The sequence below is a fragment of the Winogradskya humida genome (assembly GCF_016862215.1).
GTDB lineage: Bacteria > Actinomycetota > Actinomycetes > Mycobacteriales > Micromonosporaceae > Actinoplanes > Actinoplanes humidus.
This window is the reverse complement of record NZ_BOMN01000032.1, coordinates 38,359-60,448: the sequence shown is the minus strand read 5'-3', so window position 1 is coordinate 60,448 and position 22,090 is coordinate 38,359. Positions and strand designations below refer to the sequence as shown.

Annotated in this window: 19 protein-coding genes and 2 riboswitches; of the genes, 11 read left to right on the top strand and 8 right to left on the bottom strand. The window is 67.5% G+C overall.

All coding sequences use genetic code 11. From position 1 onward, the window contains the following. Positions 1–149: 149 nt before the first annotated feature. Together Ahu01nite_RS14185 and Ahu01nite_RS14180 are read right to left on the bottom strand one after the other, a co-directional pair. Positions 150–857, bottom strand: a complete 708-nt coding sequence (locus Ahu01nite_RS14185) for an anti-sigma factor family protein (RefSeq protein ID WP_239158837.1) — start codon at positions 855–857, stop codon at positions 150–152. Beyond that, complete coding sequence (locus Ahu01nite_RS14180) at positions 854–1,405, bottom strand: sigma-70 family RNA polymerase sigma factor (RefSeq protein ID WP_203836961.1); 552 nt, start codon at positions 1,403–1,405, stop codon at positions 854–856. Before Ahu01nite_RS14180 ends, Ahu01nite_RS14185 begins: the two co-directional genes overlap by 4 nt. Positions 1,406–1,607: 202 nt before the next feature. Between Ahu01nite_RS14180 and Ahu01nite_RS14175 the strand changes: the two genes are divergently transcribed. Then, positions 1,608–2,327: a COG4315 family predicted lipoprotein gene (locus Ahu01nite_RS14175; RefSeq protein WP_203836960.1), complete on the top strand. Its 720-nt coding sequence runs from the start codon at positions 1,608–1,610 to the stop codon at positions 2,325–2,327. Between the two features lie 2 nt (positions 2,328–2,329). On the opposite strand, the gene Ahu01nite_RS14170 is transcribed toward Ahu01nite_RS14175, so the two are convergent. Both Ahu01nite_RS14170 and Ahu01nite_RS14165 read right to left on the bottom strand, forming a co-directional pair. Beyond that, positions 2,330–3,271, bottom strand: a complete 942-nt coding sequence (locus Ahu01nite_RS14170) for a DUF1996 domain-containing protein (protein WP_203836959.1) — start codon at positions 3,269–3,271, stop codon at positions 2,330–2,332. Positions 3,272–3,324: 53 nt separating this feature from the next. Then, complete coding sequence (locus Ahu01nite_RS14165; protein WP_239158836.1) at positions 3,325–4,875, bottom strand: GGDEF domain-containing protein; 1,551 nt, start codon at positions 4,873–4,875, stop codon at positions 3,325–3,327. A gap of 163 nt (positions 4,876–5,038) precedes the next feature. Here Ahu01nite_RS14165 and Ahu01nite_RS14160 point away from each other — a divergent pair, with 163 nt between their 5' ends. The 6 genes from Ahu01nite_RS14160 (at position 5,039) to Ahu01nite_RS14130 (ending at position 12,491) form a co-directional block, all read left to right on the top strand. Then, the gene (locus tag Ahu01nite_RS14160) at positions 5,039–5,539 is read left to right on the top strand and encodes a hypothetical protein (protein WP_203836958.1); all 501 of its coding nucleotides are present in this window, start codon (positions 5,039–5,041) and stop codon (positions 5,537–5,539) included. Between the two features lie 71 nt (positions 5,540–5,610). After that, a complete protein-coding gene (locus Ahu01nite_RS14155; RefSeq protein ID WP_203836957.1) occupies positions 5,611–6,081 on the top strand; it encodes a hypothetical protein in 471 nt (156 codons plus the stop codon). Continuing rightward, positions 6,078–9,383 carry a LamG-like jellyroll fold domain-containing protein gene (locus tag Ahu01nite_RS50355; RefSeq protein ID WP_275411744.1) on the top strand — a complete coding sequence of 1,102 codons (3,306 nt, stop codon included), beginning with the start codon at positions 6,078–6,080 and terminating at the stop codon, positions 9,381–9,383. Before Ahu01nite_RS14155 ends, Ahu01nite_RS50355 begins: the two co-directional genes overlap by 4 nt. A gap of 174 nt (positions 9,384–9,557) precedes the next feature. Further along, a complete protein-coding gene (locus Ahu01nite_RS14135) occupies positions 9,558–10,508 on the top strand; it encodes an ABC-three component system protein (protein WP_203836956.1) in 951 nt (316 codons plus the stop codon). Further along, positions 10,505–10,774 (top strand): ABC-three component system middle component 6, encoded by a 270-nt coding sequence (locus Ahu01nite_RS51660; protein ID WP_307794523.1) that lies wholly within the window; start codon positions 10,505–10,507, stop codon positions 10,772–10,774. Before Ahu01nite_RS14135 ends, Ahu01nite_RS51660 begins: the two co-directional genes overlap by 4 nt. Continuing rightward, on the top strand, positions 10,749–12,491 hold the full coding sequence (locus Ahu01nite_RS14130; RefSeq protein ID WP_203836955.1) for an ABC-three component system protein: 1,743 nt from the start codon (positions 10,749–10,751) through the stop codon (positions 12,489–12,491). The genes Ahu01nite_RS51660 and Ahu01nite_RS14130 overlap by 26 nt, the downstream gene beginning before the upstream one ends. A 237-nt stretch (positions 12,492–12,728) precedes the next feature. On the opposite strand, the gene Ahu01nite_RS14125 is transcribed toward Ahu01nite_RS14130, so the two are convergent. Both Ahu01nite_RS14125 and Ahu01nite_RS14120 read right to left on the bottom strand, forming a co-directional pair. Beyond that, a complete protein-coding gene (locus tag Ahu01nite_RS14125; RefSeq protein ID WP_203836954.1) occupies positions 12,729–13,304 on the bottom strand; it encodes a hypothetical protein in 576 nt (191 codons plus the stop codon). Between the two features lie 31 nt (positions 13,305–13,335). Continuing rightward, positions 13,336–13,674, bottom strand: coding sequence for a hypothetical protein (locus Ahu01nite_RS14120; protein WP_203836953.1), 339 nt, complete (start codon positions 13,672–13,674; stop codon positions 13,336–13,338). A 111-nt stretch (positions 13,675–13,785) separates the two neighbouring features. On the opposite strand from Ahu01nite_RS14120, the gene Ahu01nite_RS14115 reads away from it, so the two are divergent. Together Ahu01nite_RS14115 and Ahu01nite_RS14110 are read left to right on the top strand one after the other, a co-directional pair. Next, positions 13,786–15,225: a glycoside hydrolase family 76 protein gene (locus Ahu01nite_RS14115; RefSeq protein WP_203836952.1), complete on the top strand. Its 1,440-nt coding sequence runs from the start codon at positions 13,786–13,788 to the stop codon at positions 15,223–15,225. Positions 15,226–15,299: 74 nt separating this feature from the next. Then, on the top strand, positions 15,300–17,972 hold the full coding sequence (locus Ahu01nite_RS14110; RefSeq protein WP_203836951.1) for a putative bifunctional diguanylate cyclase/phosphodiesterase: 2,673 nt from the start codon (positions 15,300–15,302) through the stop codon (positions 17,970–17,972). Here the strand turns inward: Ahu01nite_RS14110 and Ahu01nite_RS14105 are convergent. Then, on the bottom strand, positions 17,938–18,555 hold the full coding sequence (locus tag Ahu01nite_RS14105) for a TetR/AcrR family transcriptional regulator (RefSeq protein WP_239158835.1): 618 nt from the start codon (positions 18,553–18,555) through the stop codon (positions 17,938–17,940). The genes Ahu01nite_RS14110 and Ahu01nite_RS14105 overlap by 35 nt on opposite strands. Positions 18,556–18,727: 172 nt before the next feature. Here Ahu01nite_RS14105 and Ahu01nite_RS14100 point away from each other — a divergent pair, with 172 nt between their 5' ends. Further along, the gene (locus Ahu01nite_RS14100; RefSeq protein WP_203836950.1) at positions 18,728–19,630 is read left to right on the top strand and encodes an ABC transporter permease; all 903 of its coding nucleotides are present in this window, start codon (positions 18,728–18,730) and stop codon (positions 19,628–19,630) included. After that, on the top strand, positions 19,623–20,387 hold the full coding sequence (locus Ahu01nite_RS14095) for an ABC transporter ATP-binding protein (RefSeq protein WP_203836949.1): 765 nt from the start codon (positions 19,623–19,625) through the stop codon (positions 20,385–20,387). The genes Ahu01nite_RS14100 and Ahu01nite_RS14095 overlap by 8 nt, the downstream gene beginning before the upstream one ends. A gap of 55 nt (positions 20,388–20,442) precedes the next feature. On the opposite strand, the gene Ahu01nite_RS14090 is transcribed toward Ahu01nite_RS14095, so the two are convergent. Further along, complete coding sequence (locus tag Ahu01nite_RS14090; protein WP_203836948.1) at positions 20,443–21,528, bottom strand: coiled-coil domain-containing protein; 1,086 nt, start codon at positions 21,526–21,528, stop codon at positions 20,443–20,445. A 3-nt stretch (positions 21,529–21,531) separates the two neighbouring features. Continuing rightward, a riboswitch (cyclic di-AMP (ydaO/yuaA leader) is annotated at positions 21,532–21,670 on the bottom strand. 278 nt (positions 21,671–21,948) lie between these two features. Then, a riboswitch (cyclic di-AMP (ydaO/yuaA leader) is annotated at positions 21,949–22,087 on the top strand. Positions 22,088–22,090: the final 3 nt, after the last annotated feature.

Sequence of the window (22,090 nt, the reverse complement as noted above, 5' to 3'; positions counted from 1 at the left end):
AGCCGGTGACAACCCCGTAACCGCAGGAATGAAACGTTTTAACATGCCGGCAACAGCCACGCTAATGTGCCTCAGGCCACAGAGTCAATAAGGACCCATGAATGCGTCGAGGGCGGCCCCGGCCGGGACCGCCCTCGATTTCCGCGGGATCAGATGTTGACGCTGGTGTATTGCTTGCCGCTCTCGGTGATGACCCGCACCGAGGCGACCTGGTCCGGCGGCACGAGCGCGCTGCCGTCCAGTGTGGTGCCCTCCGCGGCGCCCGTCTCCGAGACGAGCCAGCTGCCGGCGAGCGTCACCTTGCCGCTCTTGTCGAGGACCTCCAGCAGGCAGCGCTCGCCCTGGGGAATGCCCGCGACGGCGGCCTTGATCCGCACCCATCCCGGGGCGGGGGTGACCGCGACGGTGATCCGCGCCCCGGTCGTGGCGTCGACCGCGGTAGCGGTCTTCGTGCCAGGCGCGGTTGTGGGCTGCGACTGCGTCACAGGCGGCAACGCGGTCGTCCCGGGCTCGTTGGAGGTTGTGGCACCCCCGATCGCGACGCCACCGGCGACGGCAGCGGCCACGAGCACCGCGGCGGCGACACCCACGAGCGTCGATCGCCGCCGACGCTGACCGCCGGCCTCCGTGCGGATCTGCCGCAGCGTGCGCTGCAGCAACAGGTCGGCGTCGTCGGGAGGGCCGTCGAGCAGCATCGCCTCGGGGACGGCTTCGAGGGCCATGGTCCACTCCTGCAGGGATTCCACCTCGGCGCGGCACTCGTCACAGCCGGCGATGTGCTCCTCGGCCGCTCGGTTCTGCTCGGCGTCCAGTGACTGGGTCAGGTAGCCGGCGAGGTCCACGTGCGTCTCGTTCATGATGCAGACCGTTCTGTTCCGGCGGGGCGCAGCGTCTTCACTTCACGCAGGGCCCGAAGAGCGTAGAAGGAACGTGATTTGACTGTTCCGGGTGGAATGCCCAGGACTTTAGCGGCCTCGGTGACCGTGCTGCCCTGAAGATAGAGCTGTTCCAGGACCTCACGATGCTCGGCGGAGAGCCGGCTCAGCGCGTCGACCACCACCATGGCGTTCACGACCTGCTCGGCGTGATCCTCGTCGGAGGCCACGTCGACGGGGCTCTCCCGCACCTCGGTGGCTCGCGCGTTGCGGGCCCGGATCTGGTCGGTGACGATGTTGCGGACCACGGTCAGCAGCCAGCCGCGTACCGACCCCTTGCCGTTGACCAGGCTGTCCGGATGCCGCCAGGCGCGCACCAGAGCCTCCTGGACGACGTCCTCCGCGGCGGCGCGGTCCCTGGTCAACTGGGTGGCATATGCGAGCATCGCCCGGCCGTGTTCCTGGAACAACGATCTGACCAGCGCCTCATCGGCCACCTCCCTGCGACGTTGGAGCTTGAACCCCGGCATGTTCTCCCCCCGGTACGGCGGTGGCGGTGTACCTGCCGAGGCTGGCCGGACGGAGCGTGCCCGGCCACCCCCGACCCCCGTTGCGTCGGTCTGACTCCCAGCACACGTAAGGGGGTCACGAAACGGTTCAGAGAAATTTCGCCTGAACCGATTCTCACCCCTCACCCGTGTGGAGGTGGTCATCTCAACCGCAGGGGGAACCATGAAGCGCACCGCCATCGCACCCGTCGCCCTCGCGGCGGCCGGCCTCTTCAGCCTGGCCGCCTGCGCCGCCCCCGGCACCAACCCGTCGACCCCGCTCGTGCCCGCCGCGCAGGCCGTCGCGGCCAGCGAGACGCCGGCGCCCCTCGCGTCGATCGACGTGCCTCCCGCGCCAGTTTCCGAACCCCCGACCGGTGAGCTCGCCGCGGTGGAGACGCCCGAGGCGCCCAAGCCGGTCCCCGAGCCGACGGTCGCCAAGACCCAGAAGTGGGTCAAGATCTACAACGGGCCGTCGGCCAAGGACGTCACCCCGCCGAAGAGCATCACGTCGGGCAGCAAGACGGTCGAGCTCAACGCGACGGAGAACGACGACATCGGCACCTACGTCGCCGACGGCGCCGGCCGCACGCTCTACCGCTTCGACAACGACTCCAACAAGCCGCCCAAGGCGACCTGCAACGGCGACTGCGCGAAGACCTGGCCGCCGCTGCTGATCAAGTCGCCCGGCAAGATCTTCCCCAAGGGCATCGACCCCAAGATCCTCGGGTACGTCGAGCGCGCCGACGGCCACTGCCAGGTCACGATCAACGGCTGGCCGGTCTACTACTTCAGCAAGGACACCGAGCCCGGCGATATCAAGGGCCAGGGCGTCAAGAACACCTGGTTCGCGGTCTCCCCCACCGGCGGCAAGACCTCAGCACTCCCGCCCGCCGGCAACTGAGTTCAGGCAGCACACTCCTTGCCGCCGGCAACTGAGTTCAGGCAGTCCGCGATGTGCCGCATCAGGGCATCCGGCATCAGATTGACGAAGAAGGCGTGATCGGTGCGAGGGCTGTGCCGCTGATCGTCGAACGAGTCGATCCGGTACCGGGTGCCCCGCGGTATGTCGTAGGCCACGACGATCTCGAGCCGGGGCACCGCGAAGGTTCCGAGCGGGCAACCACCACCGGGCTGGGGAAACACCAGGTGCCGGCGGTGACCGGTGCTGTCGATGCGCCGCCCGTCCCAGCAGCTCGGGAAGTCGAAGACCCGCAGCACGCGACGGCCCTGGGCACAGATCGGATAGTTCAGCGTGCGCCGCGCCCCGGCACCCTCACAACTCCAGACCGGCGCTGCGAGGGCACCGCCGTTCGTCACGGCGTACGCATCCCCGACCGCACCCCGCAGGAACCGCGGCATCGGCAGCACCGGCCCCCGCGGGTTGGCGTAGTAGGTCAGCGTCACCGAAGCAGCGACCTGGATCGCGCCGCCGTGATCGCTCTCGCCCTCCCGGACCGTACGCAGCACCGGCCAGTAGTAGCTGGACTCGTCCCCGTTCGTGCAGGTCGTGGCCGCTCCGGCCAGACTGTCGACGGTCGACCCCACATCGACGGACCGGTTCCCGAGGTAGTCGTGCACGTGATGCGGCGACCCGGGCTTCCCCGGCGTGACGACAACGTTCGCCGTGCTGAGATGACCGATCTCGTTACGACCGCAGTCCCAGGTGAACGACGCCTCGACGGGCGCGGCAGCGACAGCGGCGCCGCTCGCCCCCGCGAAGTCGACGTAGTCGGCCCCGAGGCTCGGCGACGACACCCGGGCAGCACCGAAGACCACCCCGGCGAGCAGTAGCTCGATCGCCAGGGTCACCGCGACAGCCCGCCGCCGCCCCCACGCGTCCGCCATTCCCTCACAATACGCAAAGACGTCGATACGCTGTGTGCCGCGAAGGGCGCCGGTCAGACCGCTGTGGTGTTCCGGCCCGACCACTTGGCGGCGTAGAGCCGGCTGTCCGCCGCCTGGAAGAGCTGCTCCCCGGTCATGCCCGAGCTCCAGGTCGCGACGCCCACGCTGACCGTCATGTGCAGGTCGGTCAGGATGTCAGCGTCGGCGACCGCCATCCGGATCCGCTCGCCGACCTCCGAGCCCGCCTCGGCGCCCTCGCCAAGGAAGATCACGAACTCGTCGCCGGCGTATCGGACCGCCTCGTCACCCTGGCGGCAGTGCGCCCGCAGAATTGCCGCGACCTCGCGCAGGGCCAGGTCACCGACGCTGTGCGAGTGGATGTCGTTGACCGCCTTGAAGTGGTCCAGGTCGATCAGCAGCAGCGTGAGCGGCGCTTCCCTGGCGGGTGACACCGCCCCGATCAGCAGGTCGAAGCGGCGCCGGTTGCCGAGGCCGGTCAGCGGGTCGCGGAGGATCTCGCGTTCCGCGCGGGCCCGGGCCGCCTCGGTCTCCTCGCGCTGGCGGGCCTGGCGCAGCATCGCCAGTCGCTGCAGGCGCAACCGCCACAGCTCGCGCACCTGCCCCTCGACCGTTTCGAAGAGGTCGCGGCTGGCCTGGCCGCTGTCGAGGTCGAGAGCGGTCAGCGCCAGCTCGAACCGGATGATCGGGCGCTCGTCGGGGCGCGAACCCTCCTCTGTGAGGTCGCGGGCCGCGATGAACTCGCGGCGCGCCTCCTGCGGGAAGCCGTGCGCGCGGAGGCTGATGCCGAGCGCGAGGTGGGCCATCCGGGCGTACTGATGGCTGCCGCCGGTGCGCAACTCCATGATCACCGAACGGGCGAGCTTCTCCGCGACCGTGGTCTCGCCCAGCTTCGCCAGGGCCAGCGCGTGCATCGCGGTGATCGTCGGGTCCGGGTGGGTCTCCAGCCAGGCGCGGGTGATCTCGGCGCTGCGGCGCAACCGGGAACGGGCCTCCTCGGAGCGGCCCACGTGGGCGAGCCGCAGCCCCCAGTAGAGCAGCGTCACCGCGTGGACCAGGTCGAACGAGGAGGTGCTGTGCCGCAGCTGCTCGTACGCGTCGGCGGCCGCCTCGTACAGCTCGGCGGCGGTGGCGGCGGTCGCGAAGGAGCACAGCGCCGAGCGGTGCCGGTCGGTCTCGGCCGGCGCCGTACCCAGCAGCACCCCGGCCCGGGCCAGGTTGCGCATGCAGTCGACGTAGTGGCCGCCGAGCAGGTGGATCCGGGCCAGATCACATAGCGCCTTCGCCTCGCCGAGCACCGAGCCGGCGGCGCGCTGGGAGTGCAGCAGGGCCATCGCCAACGGGTAGGCCTCGTTCACGCGGCCCAGGGCGAGGAGGGCGTACATCTTGCCCTGGATGAGAAACCGGACGCTCTTCTCATCGCGGACGATACGCGCAATGACGAGATAGGCATCGGCCGCGGTGATCGCCTCGTGCGCCTGCCCGGTATCGGACAAACGGTGCACGTGACGAGCCAGAAGATGCAGTGGTCCGTACGCGGTGACCGGCACCGGTAACCGGTCGTCGCGCGAGATCCAGTCCGCCATCAACCAAGTATCGGGCGTTATCCGCTCAAGTAAATCCCGTGACCGATACGCCTGACTTTTTGCACGAGTTGCGATTTCCCAAAGGTGATCATGAGCGCGTCCGAAGGTGCAGGTGAACGACGGCGGGACGGCCGTTCATCTGGCAATCGGAATGGAGTGGTGCATGGCTACGAAGAGCAGTGTCCAGCAGCGTCGCAGGAGTCGTCGTCGTGCGGCACTCGTGCTGGTCCCCACGGTCGCCGGCGTGTTCGTCGCCGGCACCGCCTTCGCGTACTGGAGCACCTCAGGCTCCGGCACCGGAACCAGTTCCACCGGTACTAGTACCGCCGTCACAGTAACGCAGCTCACGCCGTATCCGGCCGCAATGGTGCCCGGAGGCGCGGATCAGGCCATCAATTTCACGGTGACCAACACGCTGACCACCAACCAGTACGTCGCCGGCGTCTTGATCGGGATCGGTCCGATCACCGTTGGCGGCTCCCCCGCCGTGGGGTGTACCGCGAGCGACTTCGCGATCACCCAGCCCAATGCCATCAACGCCGACCTCACCGGCGGCCCGCACGACTACAACCCGTCCGGCGCGAAGATCCACATGGTCAACGCGCTCACGAACCAGGACGGCTGCAAGAACGCGACGGTCAACCTGACCTTCACCGCGTCCTGATCCACCCGGCGGCGGTGCGCTCCCTGCGCACCGCCGCCGCTTCGGTTCGTCCAGCAAGGGGGTAACGCGCCGTGAAGCGGGCCGTGATCGCGGGGTTCTTCCTTGCCCTGTTCGTGTCCGGCGCCGCCTACGGACACTGGTCCAACACGGGCACCGGCTCCGGGACGGCGACGAGCGGCACTGCCACTGCCCTGACACTCACTCCGGGTACGCCCACCGCGCTGCTCTATCCCGGCAGCTCGGCCGACGTCGCGGTGACGATCGCGAACCCCAACACCTTCGCCGTACGCGTGATGCGCATCTACCTCGATCCCGCCCAGGGCACCAACGGGTATTCCGTCGACGTCCCGCACAATGCCTGCGGCGTCGGCGCGATCACGTACACGACGCAGACAAACAGCGGCAACGGCTGGACCGTCGCGGCGAACGGCTCGCTCTCCCTCTCCCTGACCGGCGCGTTGTCGATGGCGGCCAACGCGGCGAACACCTGCCAGGGCGCGACGTTCCGGGTCTATCTGGGGACGAGTGGCACTGGACCGTGAGACGCCGCTGGATCCTGCTGCTGTTGATCGCCGGTGCCCTGAGCATCGGTGGCGGGGTCGCATGGGCGTACTGGACGGCTCCGGCGACACCCGGCAGCACCGGCGGCAGTTCCGCGGCCTCGCTCCCGGCCGGCGTCACCCCGACCGTGCTCAAGAAGCAGGCCCAGGCGGTCACGGTCTCCTGGTCGGCGGTCACTCTCTCCAACGGCGTCGCGGTCAGCGGCTACGTCGTGAAGCGCTACGACACCGCGACGCTCACCACACAGACCGTGCTGTCCGGCTGCACGGGCACGATCACCGCGCTGACCTGCACCGAGAACACCATGCCCACCGGCTCGTGGCGCTACACGGTCTACCCGGTGTACGGCGCCAACTGGGCCGGTGCGGAGAGCCCCCTGAGCACCTCGGTCGCCACCGGCCCGGCCACGCTGACCCTCGCGCAGACCCTGTTCAACGGTCCATTCCCGGCCACTACGACGGGTACGGTCGCCGGGTTCGGGGCCAATGAGGCGTACACCTATCGGCTGGACTCGTCGACCACGATGACCGGCTTCCCGACCGTCGTGGACGTGACCGGCGGCGCCCCGATCAGCTCGCTGAGCATCCCGTCGGCGACCGACGGCCCGCACACGGTCAGCGTCATCGGCGCGAACGGCTCGCTGGCCAGCACCACGATCACCATCGACACCGTGCCGCCGGTGGTGTCGTCGCTGCAGTCACCGGTCGTCAACGGCAACGGCTGGAACACCTCGTCCCCGGTGACCGTCACCCTGTCCGCGATCGACGCGACCACGAGCGTCGCCGCGATCAGGTACACGACCGACGGCAGCGACCCGACGGTCTCGGGCACCGCGATCACCTACACCACCCCATTCACGGTCGCCGCGTCCGCGACCGTGCGCTACTTCGCGACCGACATCGCGGGAAACGCCTCCGCGGTCGGCTCGCGCGCGATCCAGATCGACCTGACCGCCCCGGCCAACGCACTCACGGTCACATCGGCCACGGGCGCCTTACTGAGCGGCACGACCCTCTACTACCGGGGTGTGGCCGTCGGCTCGTTCACGATCAGGAACGCTGTCTCCGACGCCGGTTCCGGCCCGGCGTCCAGCGGCACCGCAGCACTAGCCGGCACGAGCACCGGTTTCAGCCACACCGCCTCCACCGTCACCACGCCCAGCGGTGGCCCGTACGTGTCGAACGCCTTCACCTGGACCGGCGGCACGACCAGCGCGCCCACCGAGACCGTGACCGGCGCGGACGTCGCGGGCAACACCACACCGACGACGCTGAGCTTCGTCAACGACTCGACCGCACCCGCCGGCGGCTCGGCCGGCGGCCCCGCCTACTCGACCTCGACCACGGTCAACGTCGCGCTCAGCCGGGGAACGGACAGCGGGGTCGGGCTCGACACCGCGGCGGCCACCCTGCAACGGGCGACCGCCACGCTCACCAACAACAGCTGCGGGACCTACAACACACCGGTCACGATCACGACCACCAACGCGACCACGTACGCCGACACCGTCACCGACCAGGCCTGCTACCGCTACACCTACGTGGTGTCCGACCTGCTGGGCAACACGGTCACCTACCCCGCCGGCACTCCGCCCGACGTCAAGGTCGACACCACCGCCCCCAGCACGCCGACCTTCTCGTACGCCTCGGGCACCAACACGTACGCCGCCGGCTCCACGCTCTACTACCGCTCGTCGCAGACCTCCGGCTCGTTCACGGTCACGCCGTCCTCGACCGACGCGGCAACCGGGATCACCGGCTTCACCTACCCGACGTTCGGCGGCACCTGGAGCAGATCCGGCACCACCTACTCCTGGACCGGCGGCACCGCCACGGTCCCCGCGAGCACCACGGTCACCGCCACCAATAACGCCGGTCTGACCGCTTCCGCGGCCATGACCCTGACCAGCGACATCACCGCCCCGGCAGGTGGCACGGTCACCTACGCCAACGGGTACGCCCCCAGCAACTCCCCCTCGATCGCGTTCACGACAGGGACGGAAACCGGCTCGGGCATCAACGCGTCCACCGGTCTGCTCCAGCGCCGCTCGGCAGCCATGACGATCCCCGGCGGCACCTGCGGCACGTACGGCTCCTGGGCCACGATCTACACCGGCGCCACATCGCCGTTCCCCGACGGCCCGCTGGCCTCGAACTTCTGCTACCAGTACCAGTACACCGTCTCGGACAACGTCGGAAACACCAGCGCACCGTACGTCGGCGCCAACACCATCAAGATGCCGCTCTACTTCACCTGCGCCGCGGCGATCGCCGCGATCACCCCCGCCACGGACGGCTGGTGGAAACTCAACGACTCCACCACGACGGCGGTCGACAGCGGCACCAAGACCAACACGGGCACCTACAGCGGGACATACACCCAGAACGTCATCGGCGGCGTCTGCAACAACGCCACAGCCTTCGACGGCACGTCTGGCTACGTCTACACGACCAACCAGGTCGCCTACCCCGGCCCGGTCACCTACTCCGAAGAGATCTGGTTCAAGACCACCACAACCGACGGCGGCAAACTCATCGGGTACGGCGACCAGCGCACCAGCAAGTCGGGTAACTACGACCGCCACATCTTCATGACCAAGAACGGCAAACTCAACTTCGGCGTGACCAACGGCCTGCTCAACCTCGGCGTCACCACCATCACCTCCCCCAACACATACAACGACGGCGCCTGGCACCACGCGGCCGCCACCATGTCCGCCGCCGGCATGCGCTTCTACGTCGACGGCCTCCAGGTAGCCACCAACGCCTCCACCACCAGCCAATACCTCGCCGGCTACTGGCGAATCGGCGGCGACACCCTCTCCGGCTACTGGCCCCTCTTCGCCACCGGCAGCGACTTCTTCAACGGCACCCTCAGCAACGCCGCCGTCTGGAACACCTACGCCATGACCGCCACCGAAGTCTGGAACCACTTCACCGCAGGCGTAGCCGGCTCCACCGCAGGCACGGTCAACGCCTCCAGCATCGCCACCTCCATCCAGTCAGCCCCCAACACCACCCGCCGAACCCCGCCCTCTGTCACCACTTCCCCTTCCCCTTCCTCCTCGCCCTCGTCCACGCCCTCCCTCATCCCCTCACCCTCCTTCTCCGCACCCCTGACCTCCCCCACCCCCTCCCCGTCATCCGGCCCCACCCCCACCGCCCCCACAACCCCACCATCCCTCCCACCCCTCACCCCGATCCCGTCCTACCTCGCCCCCAGCGACCCCACCTTCCGCTCCTCCGCATGGCGCGGCTTCAACTTCTCGTCCAGTTTGAACTAGTCACAAGCACGCTAGTCGTGTAGACAGGTGGCGTGAGTAAATTTACTCGGCCGACAGATGCCGCCGGAGAACGCCGCAGTGGCCGCCCCGCTCTCACTAAGAGACCTTCCATTCACGCACCGTGACAACTACGTTCTTCATAAGGACGCACAGTCGCATGTGGATGGAGGCCAGGTGTCCCTCAGTTTCGAAGATCGCAGCTTTGTTCGGGTCATCCTGCGCAAGAAGCTTGACGAGCTCTTCGAAAATGCTTTTGAGCTGCTCTTTCAGCGAATCATGCGCGAGCGCTACGCCGACTTTGTCGACGTTCGCACACACGGAAGCCTCGGCGACATCGGTGCGGATGGCCTACGCCTGCACAACCGTAAGCTCTATGCCTGCTACGGGCCCCAGACGCCGGATCCGACAAAGATCAAGAGAAAATTCCTGGACGATCTTGAAAAGGCGATCACGAAGCGCGGCGAGCACTTCACCACTTTCGTCTTCGTCCACAATGATCGACGGGATGCGATCCACCCCGAGGTATCGGTCCTGCTGAATCAGGCCCGGATCGATCACGCCAACCTCGGGTTCGAACAACTGGGGCCGAATCATCTCTACCGAGAGCTGTGCCGGCTCGACCGGGACGCGATCGCCGACCTGCTGGAATGTGACTTTCCCACCATCGACCGGCTGTATCGGGTTGGCCCCAGCGATCTGGAACCCCTCCTCGCCCATCTGGTCACCAACCGCCGCTCCGGCGCCATCCCGGCATCGGCCAGAGAAGTGCCCCCGCACAAGCTGGACTACAACGAATTGGGCCCCGAGGATCGCGACGACCTCATTCAGGCGATGCGACATGCTCCGCTCGTTGAGGACTACTACCAGGCGCGCACGGACATCACCGAGCGCGACGAGGTTGCTGAGGGTTTCAACGCGTACTATCGCGATCTGCGCCAGGAGTACCAGGACCCTGCGGAGATGATCTGGAAGCTGCAGGAGTACGTCACCGGCAACGCTCGGCAGTCACGCGAGCAGGAAAGGGCCGTGATGGTGATCCTCGCCTACTTCTTCGAAACCTGCGATGTCTTCGAAGAACCCCCCACCAACTGGCGGGCGACCCGGAACGAGCGGGCTTCGGCATGATCACGCCGACCAAGGGCATCGTCCCCCAACGTGCGCTCGTCGTTGTCGGCGCCCAGATCCTGCAACTGCTCGACCGGCCGATGACTGTGAGCCAGGCTTGGACGAGACTGCGAGAATGGCGAGCGGCTCACGGGCACTACGCGCCACTACCTTTCTGGTGGTTTGTGCTGGCCCTGGACGTCCTGTATTCGCTGGGAGTTGTTGAACTCGACCGGGACCTACTGAGGAGGAGGCGGGCGGATGCTGCGCCGGCTGGGAGCGAATGACTCTCGTTTCCGCACGCTGGAGTTCCATCGTGGCCTGAACATCCTCGTCGCCGACAGGACTCCGGGATCTCGCGAGACCGACAGCCGTAACGGCGCGGGCAAGTCCAGCATGATCGAAATAATTCACTTCCTCCTGGGCGAACGAGCTGAGACGTCTTCTCTTCCGCGGCAGCGCGCACTGCAGGGCATCGAATTCCACCTGCAACTCGACTGGCCGCGTCTGGACGCCCCACTCACTGTTTACCGATCGGGCGAACGGCATTCGTGGGTGCGGCTCCAGCCCACGCTGCCCGGCACCGAGGGAGGCCAGCTCGAGCTCAACACAGGAGCTCTCCGGAACACGGAATGGCAGCGTCTGATAGAACGTGACTTGTTCGGCCTGCCCGCTGAGCACGAGGGCGTGAGCGGGCGAAACCTGCTGTCCTTCATGATCCGGCGTGTCAGTTCGGGCGGCTACCAGAACGCAGTGCGCAGCCACGGCCGGCAAGCCGACTCGGAAGCCGCCACGAACCTCGCCTACCTGTTCGGCCTCGACTACCACCTGGCAGACCGCTACCGATCGTTGCGCGCCCGAGAGAACGCACGCCAACAGATGCAGAAAGCTGCTCAGGATCCACTGCTGGGTCGCATCATCGGCAAAGTCGCCGATCTTCGAAGTGAGATCGCGCTCGCGGAACGCCGGGTCGCTGAACTGACAGATCAGGTCACTAGGTTTCGGGTGGTGCCGGAGTACGAGCGACAGCGTCAGCGCGCCGACCAGCTGGATCAGAGCATCCGCAGACTGATCACCCAGGACACCGCCGACCGCCGCAACCTCGAGGACGTCGAACGATCACTCCAAGAGGCTGTCGAGCCGGACACCAGCTATCTGGAGCCGGTCTACTCCCAACTCGGCGTGATCCTCACGGACCAGGTGCGGCGCAGCTTCGAGGATGTCGAGGCCTTCCATCACTCCGTCGTACGGAACCGGCGGCAGTATCTCGAGGAAGAGCGCGACGCCGTTCGCCGGCGATTGGCCGAAAGTGAAACCGAGCGAGCCCGGCTCGGGGAACAGTTGGCCGCGACGCTGCAAAGCCTCGAGGAAGGGGGCGCGCTCTCAGCGTTGGCAACTCTTCAACAGGTGCTCGGTGAACAGCGAGCCACCTTGCTGGCTCTGCGGCACAGGTATGAGGCGGCGCATGCGCTGGATGCCACCAAGCGTGAAATTTCACAAGCGCGCCTGACGCTGCAGGACGAAATGAATCGCGACATCGACGAGCGGCGCGGGTTCGTCGACGAAGCGACGATCCTGTTCGCCGAGTTCGCGAGGGAGCTCTACGGTCCCGAGCGAACGGCGTACCTGAGATTTGAGGCCGCACCCACAAATCTCAGGATCGAGCCGCACATCCAGAGCGACAACAGCGGCGGCATCAGCAGCATGGTCACCTTCTGCTTCGACCTGACCTTCGCAGTGCTGGCCCATCGCGCCGGCCGGGCTCCCGACTTCCTGCTCCACGACAGCCACCTGTTCGACGGAGTTGACGAACGGCAACTCACCGCCGGCCTCACGCTTGCCGCTCGGGTCACGGAGCGGGAAGGCATGCAGTACATCGTCTCCATGAACTCCGACGACCTGGACAAGGCCGCCCGCCGCGGCTTCTCCGCCGACCCCCACCTCCTGCCGGAACGCCTCACCGACCAATTCGAGGACGGCGGCCTCTTCGGCTTCCGCTTCTGACCTTGCTCTAGTCACGAGTAAGCTAGTCAAATGCGTGCTACCGACTTCCATGAGGAAGACGAGAACGTCGAGGACCTTCTCACGGCCTTCGACCAGGCATCAGGGGGCGAAACAACCGCTCAGCCAGCGATCGAGGGATATGTGCGCTGGCCCGATATTCGTGGCAAGTATGTCGCGGAGGCCGGAGGCCGAGAAGCCTTCGAAGCCGGCAAGCAAAAGCTGATGACCGCCTTCGACCTAGAGCGGGTAGACGACGCCGGATCTACCGCTGTAGGGGTGGCGGGTGCCGTCGGGTTCGTAGCCGGTGTTGGGGGCGTCGAGCCAGACGATGTAGGGGACGCCCTTTTTGAGGCCTGTGATGGTGGCGGTGGCCAGGCAGCCGGGTGGGGTCGGCACGTATTGCCAGGTGTAGGCGGGTTGGGCGCCTGAGATGAGGGGTTGTTTCACTGCCGTGATGCGGTAGTCGGAGTCGTACTGGCGGGGCCAGGTGACCGTGAGTTTTCCGGTGCCGGGGGTGACCTTCATCGGGATGAGGACCGGGTCGACGGTCCAGGAGACCGAGCAGGCGGGGTCGGCGGGCAGGAACGTGACCGGGGGCAGGACCGGGGAGCGGGAGCCTGTGGGGCGGGTGGGCTGGGGGCTCGGGGTGGCGCTGCCGGTGGCGATGACGAACCAGGGGTCGCCGGGGTTGGGGGTGGCGCTGGCTCCTGACGTGCCTGGGGATGTTTTGGAGCCGAGGCCGAGCGCGCTGCAGCCGCTGACCGCCAGGGGCACGGTCAGCAGCGGGAGCAGGAGCTTCGGGAACAGCCGCACGTTGTGAAAATCGGCGGTGACGGCGGATGTCTTAGGCGCGGTGGAGCTGGTGGCCGGCCATCTCCAGGCGATCGTCCGCCACCAGCACGGGGGTACGCAGCCCCGACTCGTCGCGCAGCACGAGGCCGCCGTCGTACGGGCTGTAGGTGCCCTTGGCTGCCCGGCGGCGGCCCTCGACGCGGCCCTCGTACGACCAGTCCTCGGCCAGGCAGAGGCGTACCGAGCCGTCAGCGTTCTGCCAGAAGCCCACAAAACCGACCGGCGGGCCGTCGGGGCGGGGCGGGTTCAGGGGGACCGGGATGTCGGCGCTGCCCCCGAAGGCGAGGGTCAGCAGCGAGGCCGTGCCGAAGATGGTGGTGTCGACGCGCATGATGCTCCGGGGGGCGTACGGGAAGGGGACCTTTCCTTTCGGCGCCCTTGACCTCGTCTTGAGGGAATTTTGTCATTGACGTTTAACGATTTGACGACTTTATTAACAGTTATGCGTCAGAAGAAGTGGATCGCCGCACTCGCGCTCGCCGCGACCGCCGCGCTGCAGCTGCAGACGGTCGAGGCGGCCCTCGCGGCCACAGTCTGCAACCGTTACTGCGACGGCCGGGGCCCTTCCCTCTCCCCCGGCGACCGAGCCCCCGTCAGCGTCGGTCTCTACGGGCGCACCTTCAAGGTGCACGTCAACGACACCGACGCGATGACCTGGGCGACCGTCGAGGGCGGGCAGGCCGGGGACGAGGTCTGGCTCGACCGGTCCTTCGACGGTGGCCGCACCTGGGGCGGCGACAGCAGACTCGGTGCCACCGCGGTCCCGGCCGGGTCGACCGGGTGGCGGACGGCGATGTTCAACGTCGACGACTGGAACAACCGGGGTGTCGGGGTGCTGCGGGCGTGCGGCAAGGCCGGTGACCGGCCCGAGCTCGTGTGCACCGCGTGGGCGCGCAGCAACTGGAACGCGTGGGACCGCAGGACGTCGGCGGCCACCGCGCTGATGATGCGTTACGACCGCACCACCGGCCTCTTCGACACCAACGGGTGGTGGACCGGGGCGAACGCGCTGACCGCGATCGTCGACAACAGCCGGATCAGCGGGATGCACAGCTACGACTATGCGATCGCGACCACGTACGACAAGCAGGTCAACGCCGCCCAGGGGCAGTTCCGCAACGAGTACCTCGACGACACCGGGTGGTGGGGGCTGGCGTGGGTCGCCGCGTACGACCGCACCGGGGACAGCCGCTATCTGAACACCGCGCGGGCGGACGCCGACCACATGTTCGCGTACTGGGACACCAGCAAGTGCGGGGGTGGCATCTACTGGAAGACCGATCGCACGGTCAAGAACGCGATCGCGAACAGCCTCTACATCCAGCTCAACGCCGCCCTCTCGCAGCGCATCGCCGGTGACACCGCCTATCGCGGGCGGGCGCAGGCGGGCTGGTCGTGGTTCCAGAGCGTCGGGATGGTCAACGGCTCGAACCTGGTGAACGACGGCATCAACCTCAGCACGTGCAAGAACAACGGGGACGTGACGTGGACCTACAACCAGGGCGTACTCATCAACGCTCTGGTGCAGCTCAATAAGCTGACCGGGGACGCGAACGCGCTGACCGTGGCGCGGCGGATCGGGGATGCGGCCACTTCGAGCTCGTACCTGAATCCCAATGGCATTCTGCGCGAGCCCAACGAGCCCGATCAGTGCAGTGGTGACGGCGTTTCCTTCAAGGGAGCTTTTGTACGCGGTCTCGGCGTCCTCAACGCGGCGGTGGGCCGGCCGTACGACGCCTACCTGAAACGTCAGGCGGATTCGGCGTACGCGAACGACCGGAACAGCTTCGACGCGTACGGCAGCCACTTCGCCGGCCCCTACGTGAGCACCAACCACAGTTGCCAGCACAGTGCGGTTGACCTGTTGAACGTTGCGCCTTAGGTCCAAAGCTCAGCCGGGCGCCCCCGGTACCGATCGTGCGGACAACGGGCTTGTCCGGCACGAGAGGGAACTACATGGACCGCACCACCGAGTGGGACCGGCGGCTGCTGGTGATCTCCGGATCGCTCGCGGCCGCCGCGACCGCCTGGTTCGCGCTGACGTTCGTGCTCGGCGCGGTCGGCCCGACGCTGATCGGGTGGCTGCTCGCCCCCGCCTGCACCGCGGTGGCGATCGTTGCTGCCCGGCGGACCGCGGGCGACGTTCTCGTTCCCGCGCCCGCCCGGCGGTTCTGGCGGCAGATGTCGGTCGCGTTCGGCGTACTGACCCTCTCCCTGGTCAGCCAGATCGCCGACTCGGTCAACCGCGACCTCAGCATGACCATGCGGGTCGGGATGGTCACCAGCCTGCTGCACGCCGTCGCCACCGTGCTGGTCGTCTGGCCCATGTTCCGGCTCCCCTGGGGTGCGCCCTCGCGCGGGCGTCTCATCGCCACCGTGCTCGACGTCGCCATCCTCGTCGCCGGCTCCGGCATCTTCTTCTGGCACTTCGCCGCGCAGTCCCTCTTCGAGAACGCGAACCGGGCATCGCTCGGCTCCGGGCTCGTACTGACCGCCTCCGGGGTGGTCGCGCTGACCGCGATCGCGAAGATGGCGGTCACCGCCGCAGCGTCGCTGGACGGGCGATCGTTGCGGATGCTGCGCGCGGCGTTCGCCGTCGGGCCGGCCGGCGTCGCGCTCTCCCCGGCGCTCGTCGGCAAGCCGTACCTCGACGCCAGCCTGCTGATCATGCCCGTCGGCTCGTTCCTGCTCCTGCTGGCCGCCCGCCTGCAGTCCGAGGCCGGTGCGAACCCTCGGGCCGCGACGCCGGGCAAGCGTCGGTGGAGCCCGCTCGCGTACGGGATGGCAGCGGCCACCAACGCCCTGTTGATCTCCATCCTCGTGCAGGGCGCCCCCGGAGTGCTGCCGGTGGCCGTCGCCGCCGTCGTGCTCACCGCGCTCGTGATCGCCCGTCAGGTCGCCTCGATGCGCGAGAACGAGCAGCTCGTCGATCGGCTCGACGCCCACATGCTGGAGCTGCGCCAGAAGGAGCAGCGGTTCCGGCTGCTCGTGCAGAACTCCAGCGACGTCGTCACGATCACCGAGGTCAGCGGTCTGATCACCTATATCAGCCCGGCCGTGCTGCGGGTGCTCGGCAGCGCGCCCGAGCCCATGATCGGCACCAACATCCTGGAGCGGGTGCACCCCGACGACCGGGCCGCAATCGGCCGGCAGGTGCGCAAGGTCGCTGCCGAACCAGGAACAACCTCTACCTATCAGGTACGGCTGGAGCACGCCGACGGCTCGTACCGCACCCTGGAGATAACGAGCGCGAACCTGCTGGACGAGCCGGGCGTACGCGGCATCGTCAGTAACTCCCGCGATGTCACCGAAACCGTCGAGGCGCACGAACGGCTCAGCTACGAGGCCTCCCACGACGTCCTGACCGGGCTCGCCAACCGGGCGCTCTTCGGTGACCGGGTCGAGGCCGCCGTCGGCCGGCTCCGTCCGCAGCAGCGGCTCAGCATCGTCCTGGTCGACCTGGACGACTTCAAGACCGTGAACGACACCCTGGGTCACGCGGTCGGCGACGACCTGCTCATCACGGTCTCCGAGCGGATGCGATCAGCTGTCCGCCCGACCGACACCGTGGCGCGCCTCGGCGGCGACGAGTTCGCGATCCTCTTCGAGGGGCTCGGCGGCCCGGACGTCGACCAGGTCCTCGAACGCATCGCGGACACGCTGGCCATGCCGGTCGAGATCGACGGCCACCTGCTGGCTGTGCGCGCGAGCTTCGGCGTGGTCGACTGCCGCTCCGGCGACGACCCGGGCAACCTGCTGCGCAAGGCCGACATCGCCATGTACGAGGCCAAGGAGCGCGGCGAGGGCGGCTACCAGCGGTACCGGCCCGGTTCGGAGGCCCGTGGCGCCGAGCGGCACCGCATCACCGCGGCGCTGACGGCGGCGCTGGAGCGTCAGGAATTCCTGCTGCACTACCAGCCCGTGGTGACGCTGCCCGAGGGCCGTCTCACCGGCGTGGAGGCGCTGGTGCGCTGGGTCCACCCGAAGCGTGGCCTGCTCGGGCCGGCGGAGTTCATCCCCGGCGCCGAACTGACCGGCATGATCGTCCCGCTGGGTGACTGGGTGGTGCACGAGGCGTGCCGGCAGGCGGCTGCCTGGATCCAGGAGCTCGGTGACCGGGCACCCGGCACGATGTCGGTCAACGTGTCCGCGCGGCAACTGCAGAACCCCGGCTTCGCGGAGCAGGTCGCGCGGGCGCTGCGGGAGAGCGGCCTCGACGCGGGCCGGTTGACGATCGAGATCACCGAGTCGACCGCGCTGGGCGGCGGGGCGACGCATGACGTGCTGCGGGCGTTGCGGGCGATGGGCGTACGGCTGGCGCTGGATGACTTCGGCACCGGGGCGTCCACGCTCAGCCTGCTGGCGAACTGTCCGGTCGACCAGATCAAGCTGGACCGCTCGTTCACGCCCGGTCCGGGGCCGGCCGCCATCGCCGGTGCGGTGCTGCAGCTGGCGCGCGCGATGGGCCTCGAGGCGGTCGCCGAGGGCGTGGAGACACCCGAGCAGGCAGAGCAGCTGGGCGATCTGGGCTACGAACGCGCCCAGGGCTTCCACTTCGCCCGCCCGATGACCGCCGAGCTGGTCACCGTCGCCATCACGGAGCCGGCGGACCTGCCGGTGCCGCTTTGAGGGCCGCGGTGACGGCGTTGGCCATCTTTTCGAGGTAGTCCTCATCGATCGGGGTACGCGTGACCGCCAGGTGCCAGTAGAGCGGGCCGATCATCAGGTCGACGGCGATTCCCGGGTCGGTGCCCTTGGGCAGCTCACCGCGCGCGACGGCCTGCCCGACGATCGTCTCGCCGACGGCCGTCTGGTGGGTGCGCAGCGCCCGGTGCAGCGTCTCGGCGATCTTGGGGTTCCTCGCGGCCTCGGCCATCAGGTCCGGGATGATCTGTGAGGCGATGCGGTGCTGCAGGGCCTTGCTCACGATGAACATCGTCAGCTGAAGATCCGTCGCAAAGCTACCGGTGTCGGGCATCGGCACGCTACGCTCCGCCACGCCGGAGACGATCTCGAGGACCATCTCCAGTTTGTTGCTCCACCGGCGATAGACGGCGGTCTTGCCGACGCCGGCCCGGCGCGCCACCGCCTCGATGGAGAGCCTGCCGTAGCCGACCTCGGCCAGCTCGTTCATCACAGCGTTCCGGATTGCCGCGGTGATGTCACCGCGGAGCACCGCCGCTCCGGCCGGTGCGCGTTTTGTGGCTGCCACACAGACAACTATACGCGACGACGCAACGGTTGCGTTTCGACGTCAGTTCGGATAAATTCGGGCCGACGTCGATACGCTGGCGTTTCATCGCGGCACACTGTTTAGTGTGTTGCCGCGAAAGTCATCCAGGTCCCTGCCCCCGGACGGACCGACCAGATCGGAGCGCCACCCCATGTCACAGACGGCGGTCGCCGATTCCGACACCGGCCTCCCCCTGAGAGAGCTGGCACGTCGGCACGGCCTCGGTGTAGCCGGCAGATTACCCACGCTGCCCGAATACACCGGCAAGCTCTGGGCGTACAGGCACTTCATCGCCTACTACGCCAATGCCAAGGTGACCTCCTCGCTGGGCAAGACCCGGCTGGGCTCCCTCTGGCAGGTGCTGACGCCGCTGATCAACGCGGCGGTGTACTACGTGATCTTCGGCAAGATCCTGGACACGTCGCGCGGCATCCCCAACTTCGTCGCGTACCTGTGCACAGGTGTCTTCATCTTCGGCTTCACCCAGTCGGTCGTGCAGTCCGGCATCCAGGCGATCAGCGGCAACCTTGGGCTGATCCGGGCGCTGCACTTCCCCCGGGCCGCCCTGCCGCTCGCGCTGACCATGGTCGAGGTCCGCAACATGTTCGCCTCGATCATCGTGCTGATGGCGATCGTGCTGGGCTTCGGCGAGCCGCTCACCCTCGAGTGGCTGCTCGTCGTGCCGATCTTCCTGCTCCAGTCGATCTTCAACGCCGGGCTCGCCATGGCCGCCGCCCGGCTGGGCTCCAAGGTCGCCGACTTCAAGCAGTTGGTCCCGTTCATCATGCGGTTCTGGTTGTACGGCTCCGCGGTGCTCTACCCGGTGACCAAGTTCCAGTCGGCGCTGCAGGACCACCCGATCGCGCTGAAGATCGTCGAAGCCAACCCGCTGCTGGTCTTCATCGACCTCATGCGGCACGCGCTGCTGGAAGAGGTCCCGCTGGCTTCCACACCGTGGTTGCTCTGGGCAGAGGCGATCGGCTGGACCCTGTTCGTCGGGATCGGCGGTTACATCTACTTCTGGCGCGGAGAGAAGGGCTACGGCCGTGGCTGACGAACGCGAACCCACCGTCATCGTGGACGACGCCCACATCACCTACCGGGTGCAGCAGTCCGGGTCCGCCTCCAGCCCGCTGGCCGGGTTCAAACGGATCGTCACCGGCGCCAAGCCCACCATCCTGCGTGAGGTGCATGCGATCAAGGGGGTCAGCTTTGTCGCGTACAAGGGCGAAGCGATCGGCCTGATCGGCACCAACGGCTCCGGCAAGTCGACCCTGCTGCGAGCGATCGCGGGGCTCCTGCCGGTGGAGAAGGGCGCGATCTTCGCCTCCGGGCAGCCCTCGCTGCTGGGCGTCAACGCCGCCCTGATGAACGATCTGCCCGGCGAGCGCAACGTCGTGCTCGGCTGTCTCGCCATGGGCATGTCGCCGGCCGAGGTGAAGCCCATGGTCAAGGAGATCATCGACTTCTCCGGCATCAACGAGCGCGGCGACTTCAGCTCCCTGCCGATGCGGACCTACTCCTCCGGCATGGCGGCCCGGCTGCGCTTCGCGATCTCCGCGGCGAAGAAGCACGACGTGCTGCTGATCGACGAGGCGCTGGCCACCGGTGACGCGAAGTTCCGCAAGCGCAGTGAGCAGCGGGTGCGCGACCTGCGCGCCGAGGCCGGCACGGTCTTCCTGGTCAGCCACAGCGAGCAGTCGATCCGGGACACCTGCGAACGCTCGGTCTGGCTCGAGTCGGGCCTGATCCGCGCGGACGGCCCCACCGACGAAGTGATGAAGGAGTACGAAGCCTTCGTCAAGAAGTGACACATAACGCGAAAAAGGGCGGCCGTTCTCACGGCCGCCCTTTTTGTGTCGCTTGTTAGCGCATCGATAGATGTACGTGGTTCGTGTGGTCGCTCGACGGATCGCCGTTGCCGCCGCTGTACGCCTTCCAGCCGCTGCTCGGCAGCCAGATGCGCCTGAACCAGATCACGTAGAGCACGCCCAGCCGGCTCGAGTTGTTGATGAAGTAGTTGGCCAGGTTGGTGCCGTAGGTCTTGCTGCTACCCGTGGCGACACCGCCGAAGCCGTTCTTGTCGGCCGCGAAGTCACAGGCCCGGCCCTTGGGGTGCTCGCCGCTGTTCTGGGTGCGGAAGCAGGCCACGAAGTGGGTGAAGCCGTCCTTCTGCGCTTCCTTCATGGCGTTCAGGGTGCGCGGCGTGATGCAGCCGCTGGTGGTCGGGTCGTTGACGCTGCACGACTCCGACGGCAGCGAGCCGTCCGAGTTGCGGGGCGCCGCACCGGAGACCGCGCTGCTGCTGCTACTGCTGCCGCCCCCGGTTTCGTCGTCGCTGCTGCTCGACGAGCCGGCGGCGGCGCTGGCGGCGTTCGCGGCCTTGAGGGCGTTCTCGGCCTGCGTCTTGCGCTTGGCCATCACGCCGACCTGGGCTTCCTGCTTACGGATCTCGCCGTCGATGGCCAGCTTCGCCTGCTCCTGCTGGGTCTTCGAGTCCTTGAGATCGCGCACGGCCCGGTCCTGCTTGACCCCGATCGTGGACAGCGTCTGCGCGCGGTCGATCATGCTGCCGGTCGAGTCGGCGGTGAGGATGGCGCTCATCGGCCCGAGCCGCCCGGACTGGTACGACTGCCGGACGATCTCGTCCAGCGCCGCCTGCTTCGGGGCGAGCTGGGTCTCCAGCTCCTTCAGCTTCGTGGCGAGCTGCTGCTGACGCTTCTTGGAGCTCTCGAGCGTCTCCTTGGCCTCCACGAAGCCCTTCGACGCGGCCTCGAGCTGCTCGACCAGGGTCTTGGAACCGCCCTCGCCGTCATCACCGGAGTCACCCGGGGCAGCTAGGGGCGATGGCGCGGCGGATGCCGCGGTCGGGCCGGTCAGTGCCAGGCCCGTGGTGGCGACGAGGAGCGCCAGAACTATCGCTAATCGCCGTCGGACAGGGTCGAGCCGCACGAGTCTTCCTTCCGTCGACCGCCGACCGGGTTAGCTGACGGGTTCGGGATGGAAGGATCCCTACCGCTGAATACTCAGCGGATTCACCCCATTACGGATTGGGTCCCCGGCTCGCCTCTCGGCGATTGAGCGGCGGCTCCGTGATGGAACCGTGACGAACACTACCCATCAATTTCCACTATTGACAGCCGTCGCACTCTGAGCATTCGATCCACCACATTCAGTGAAAACACTACGGAGAGAATGCAACGACTCACATTGGTACGCCGTTACGGGCCACCGCTCGCGTCACGCCAACGAGTGGTGACGTAAAGTCGTTGCACGGTAACAGCTTTGCGGTCCTCGCGAGGACTGAGGACTCGTCTGAGTTCAGGTAAACTTTCCGCCGGTCAGGCCAAGAGGTGTCGCCCCAAAGGCACCGGCGGACCACCGCTCAATCGCCACCAGGCGAACCGGGGAACCACTCAGTAATGGGGTGAATCCGCTGAGTCATCAGCGGTAGGGATCGCTTCCGTCCCGAACCCGTCAGCTAACTCGGTAGGCGGCAACGTGGAAGGAAACT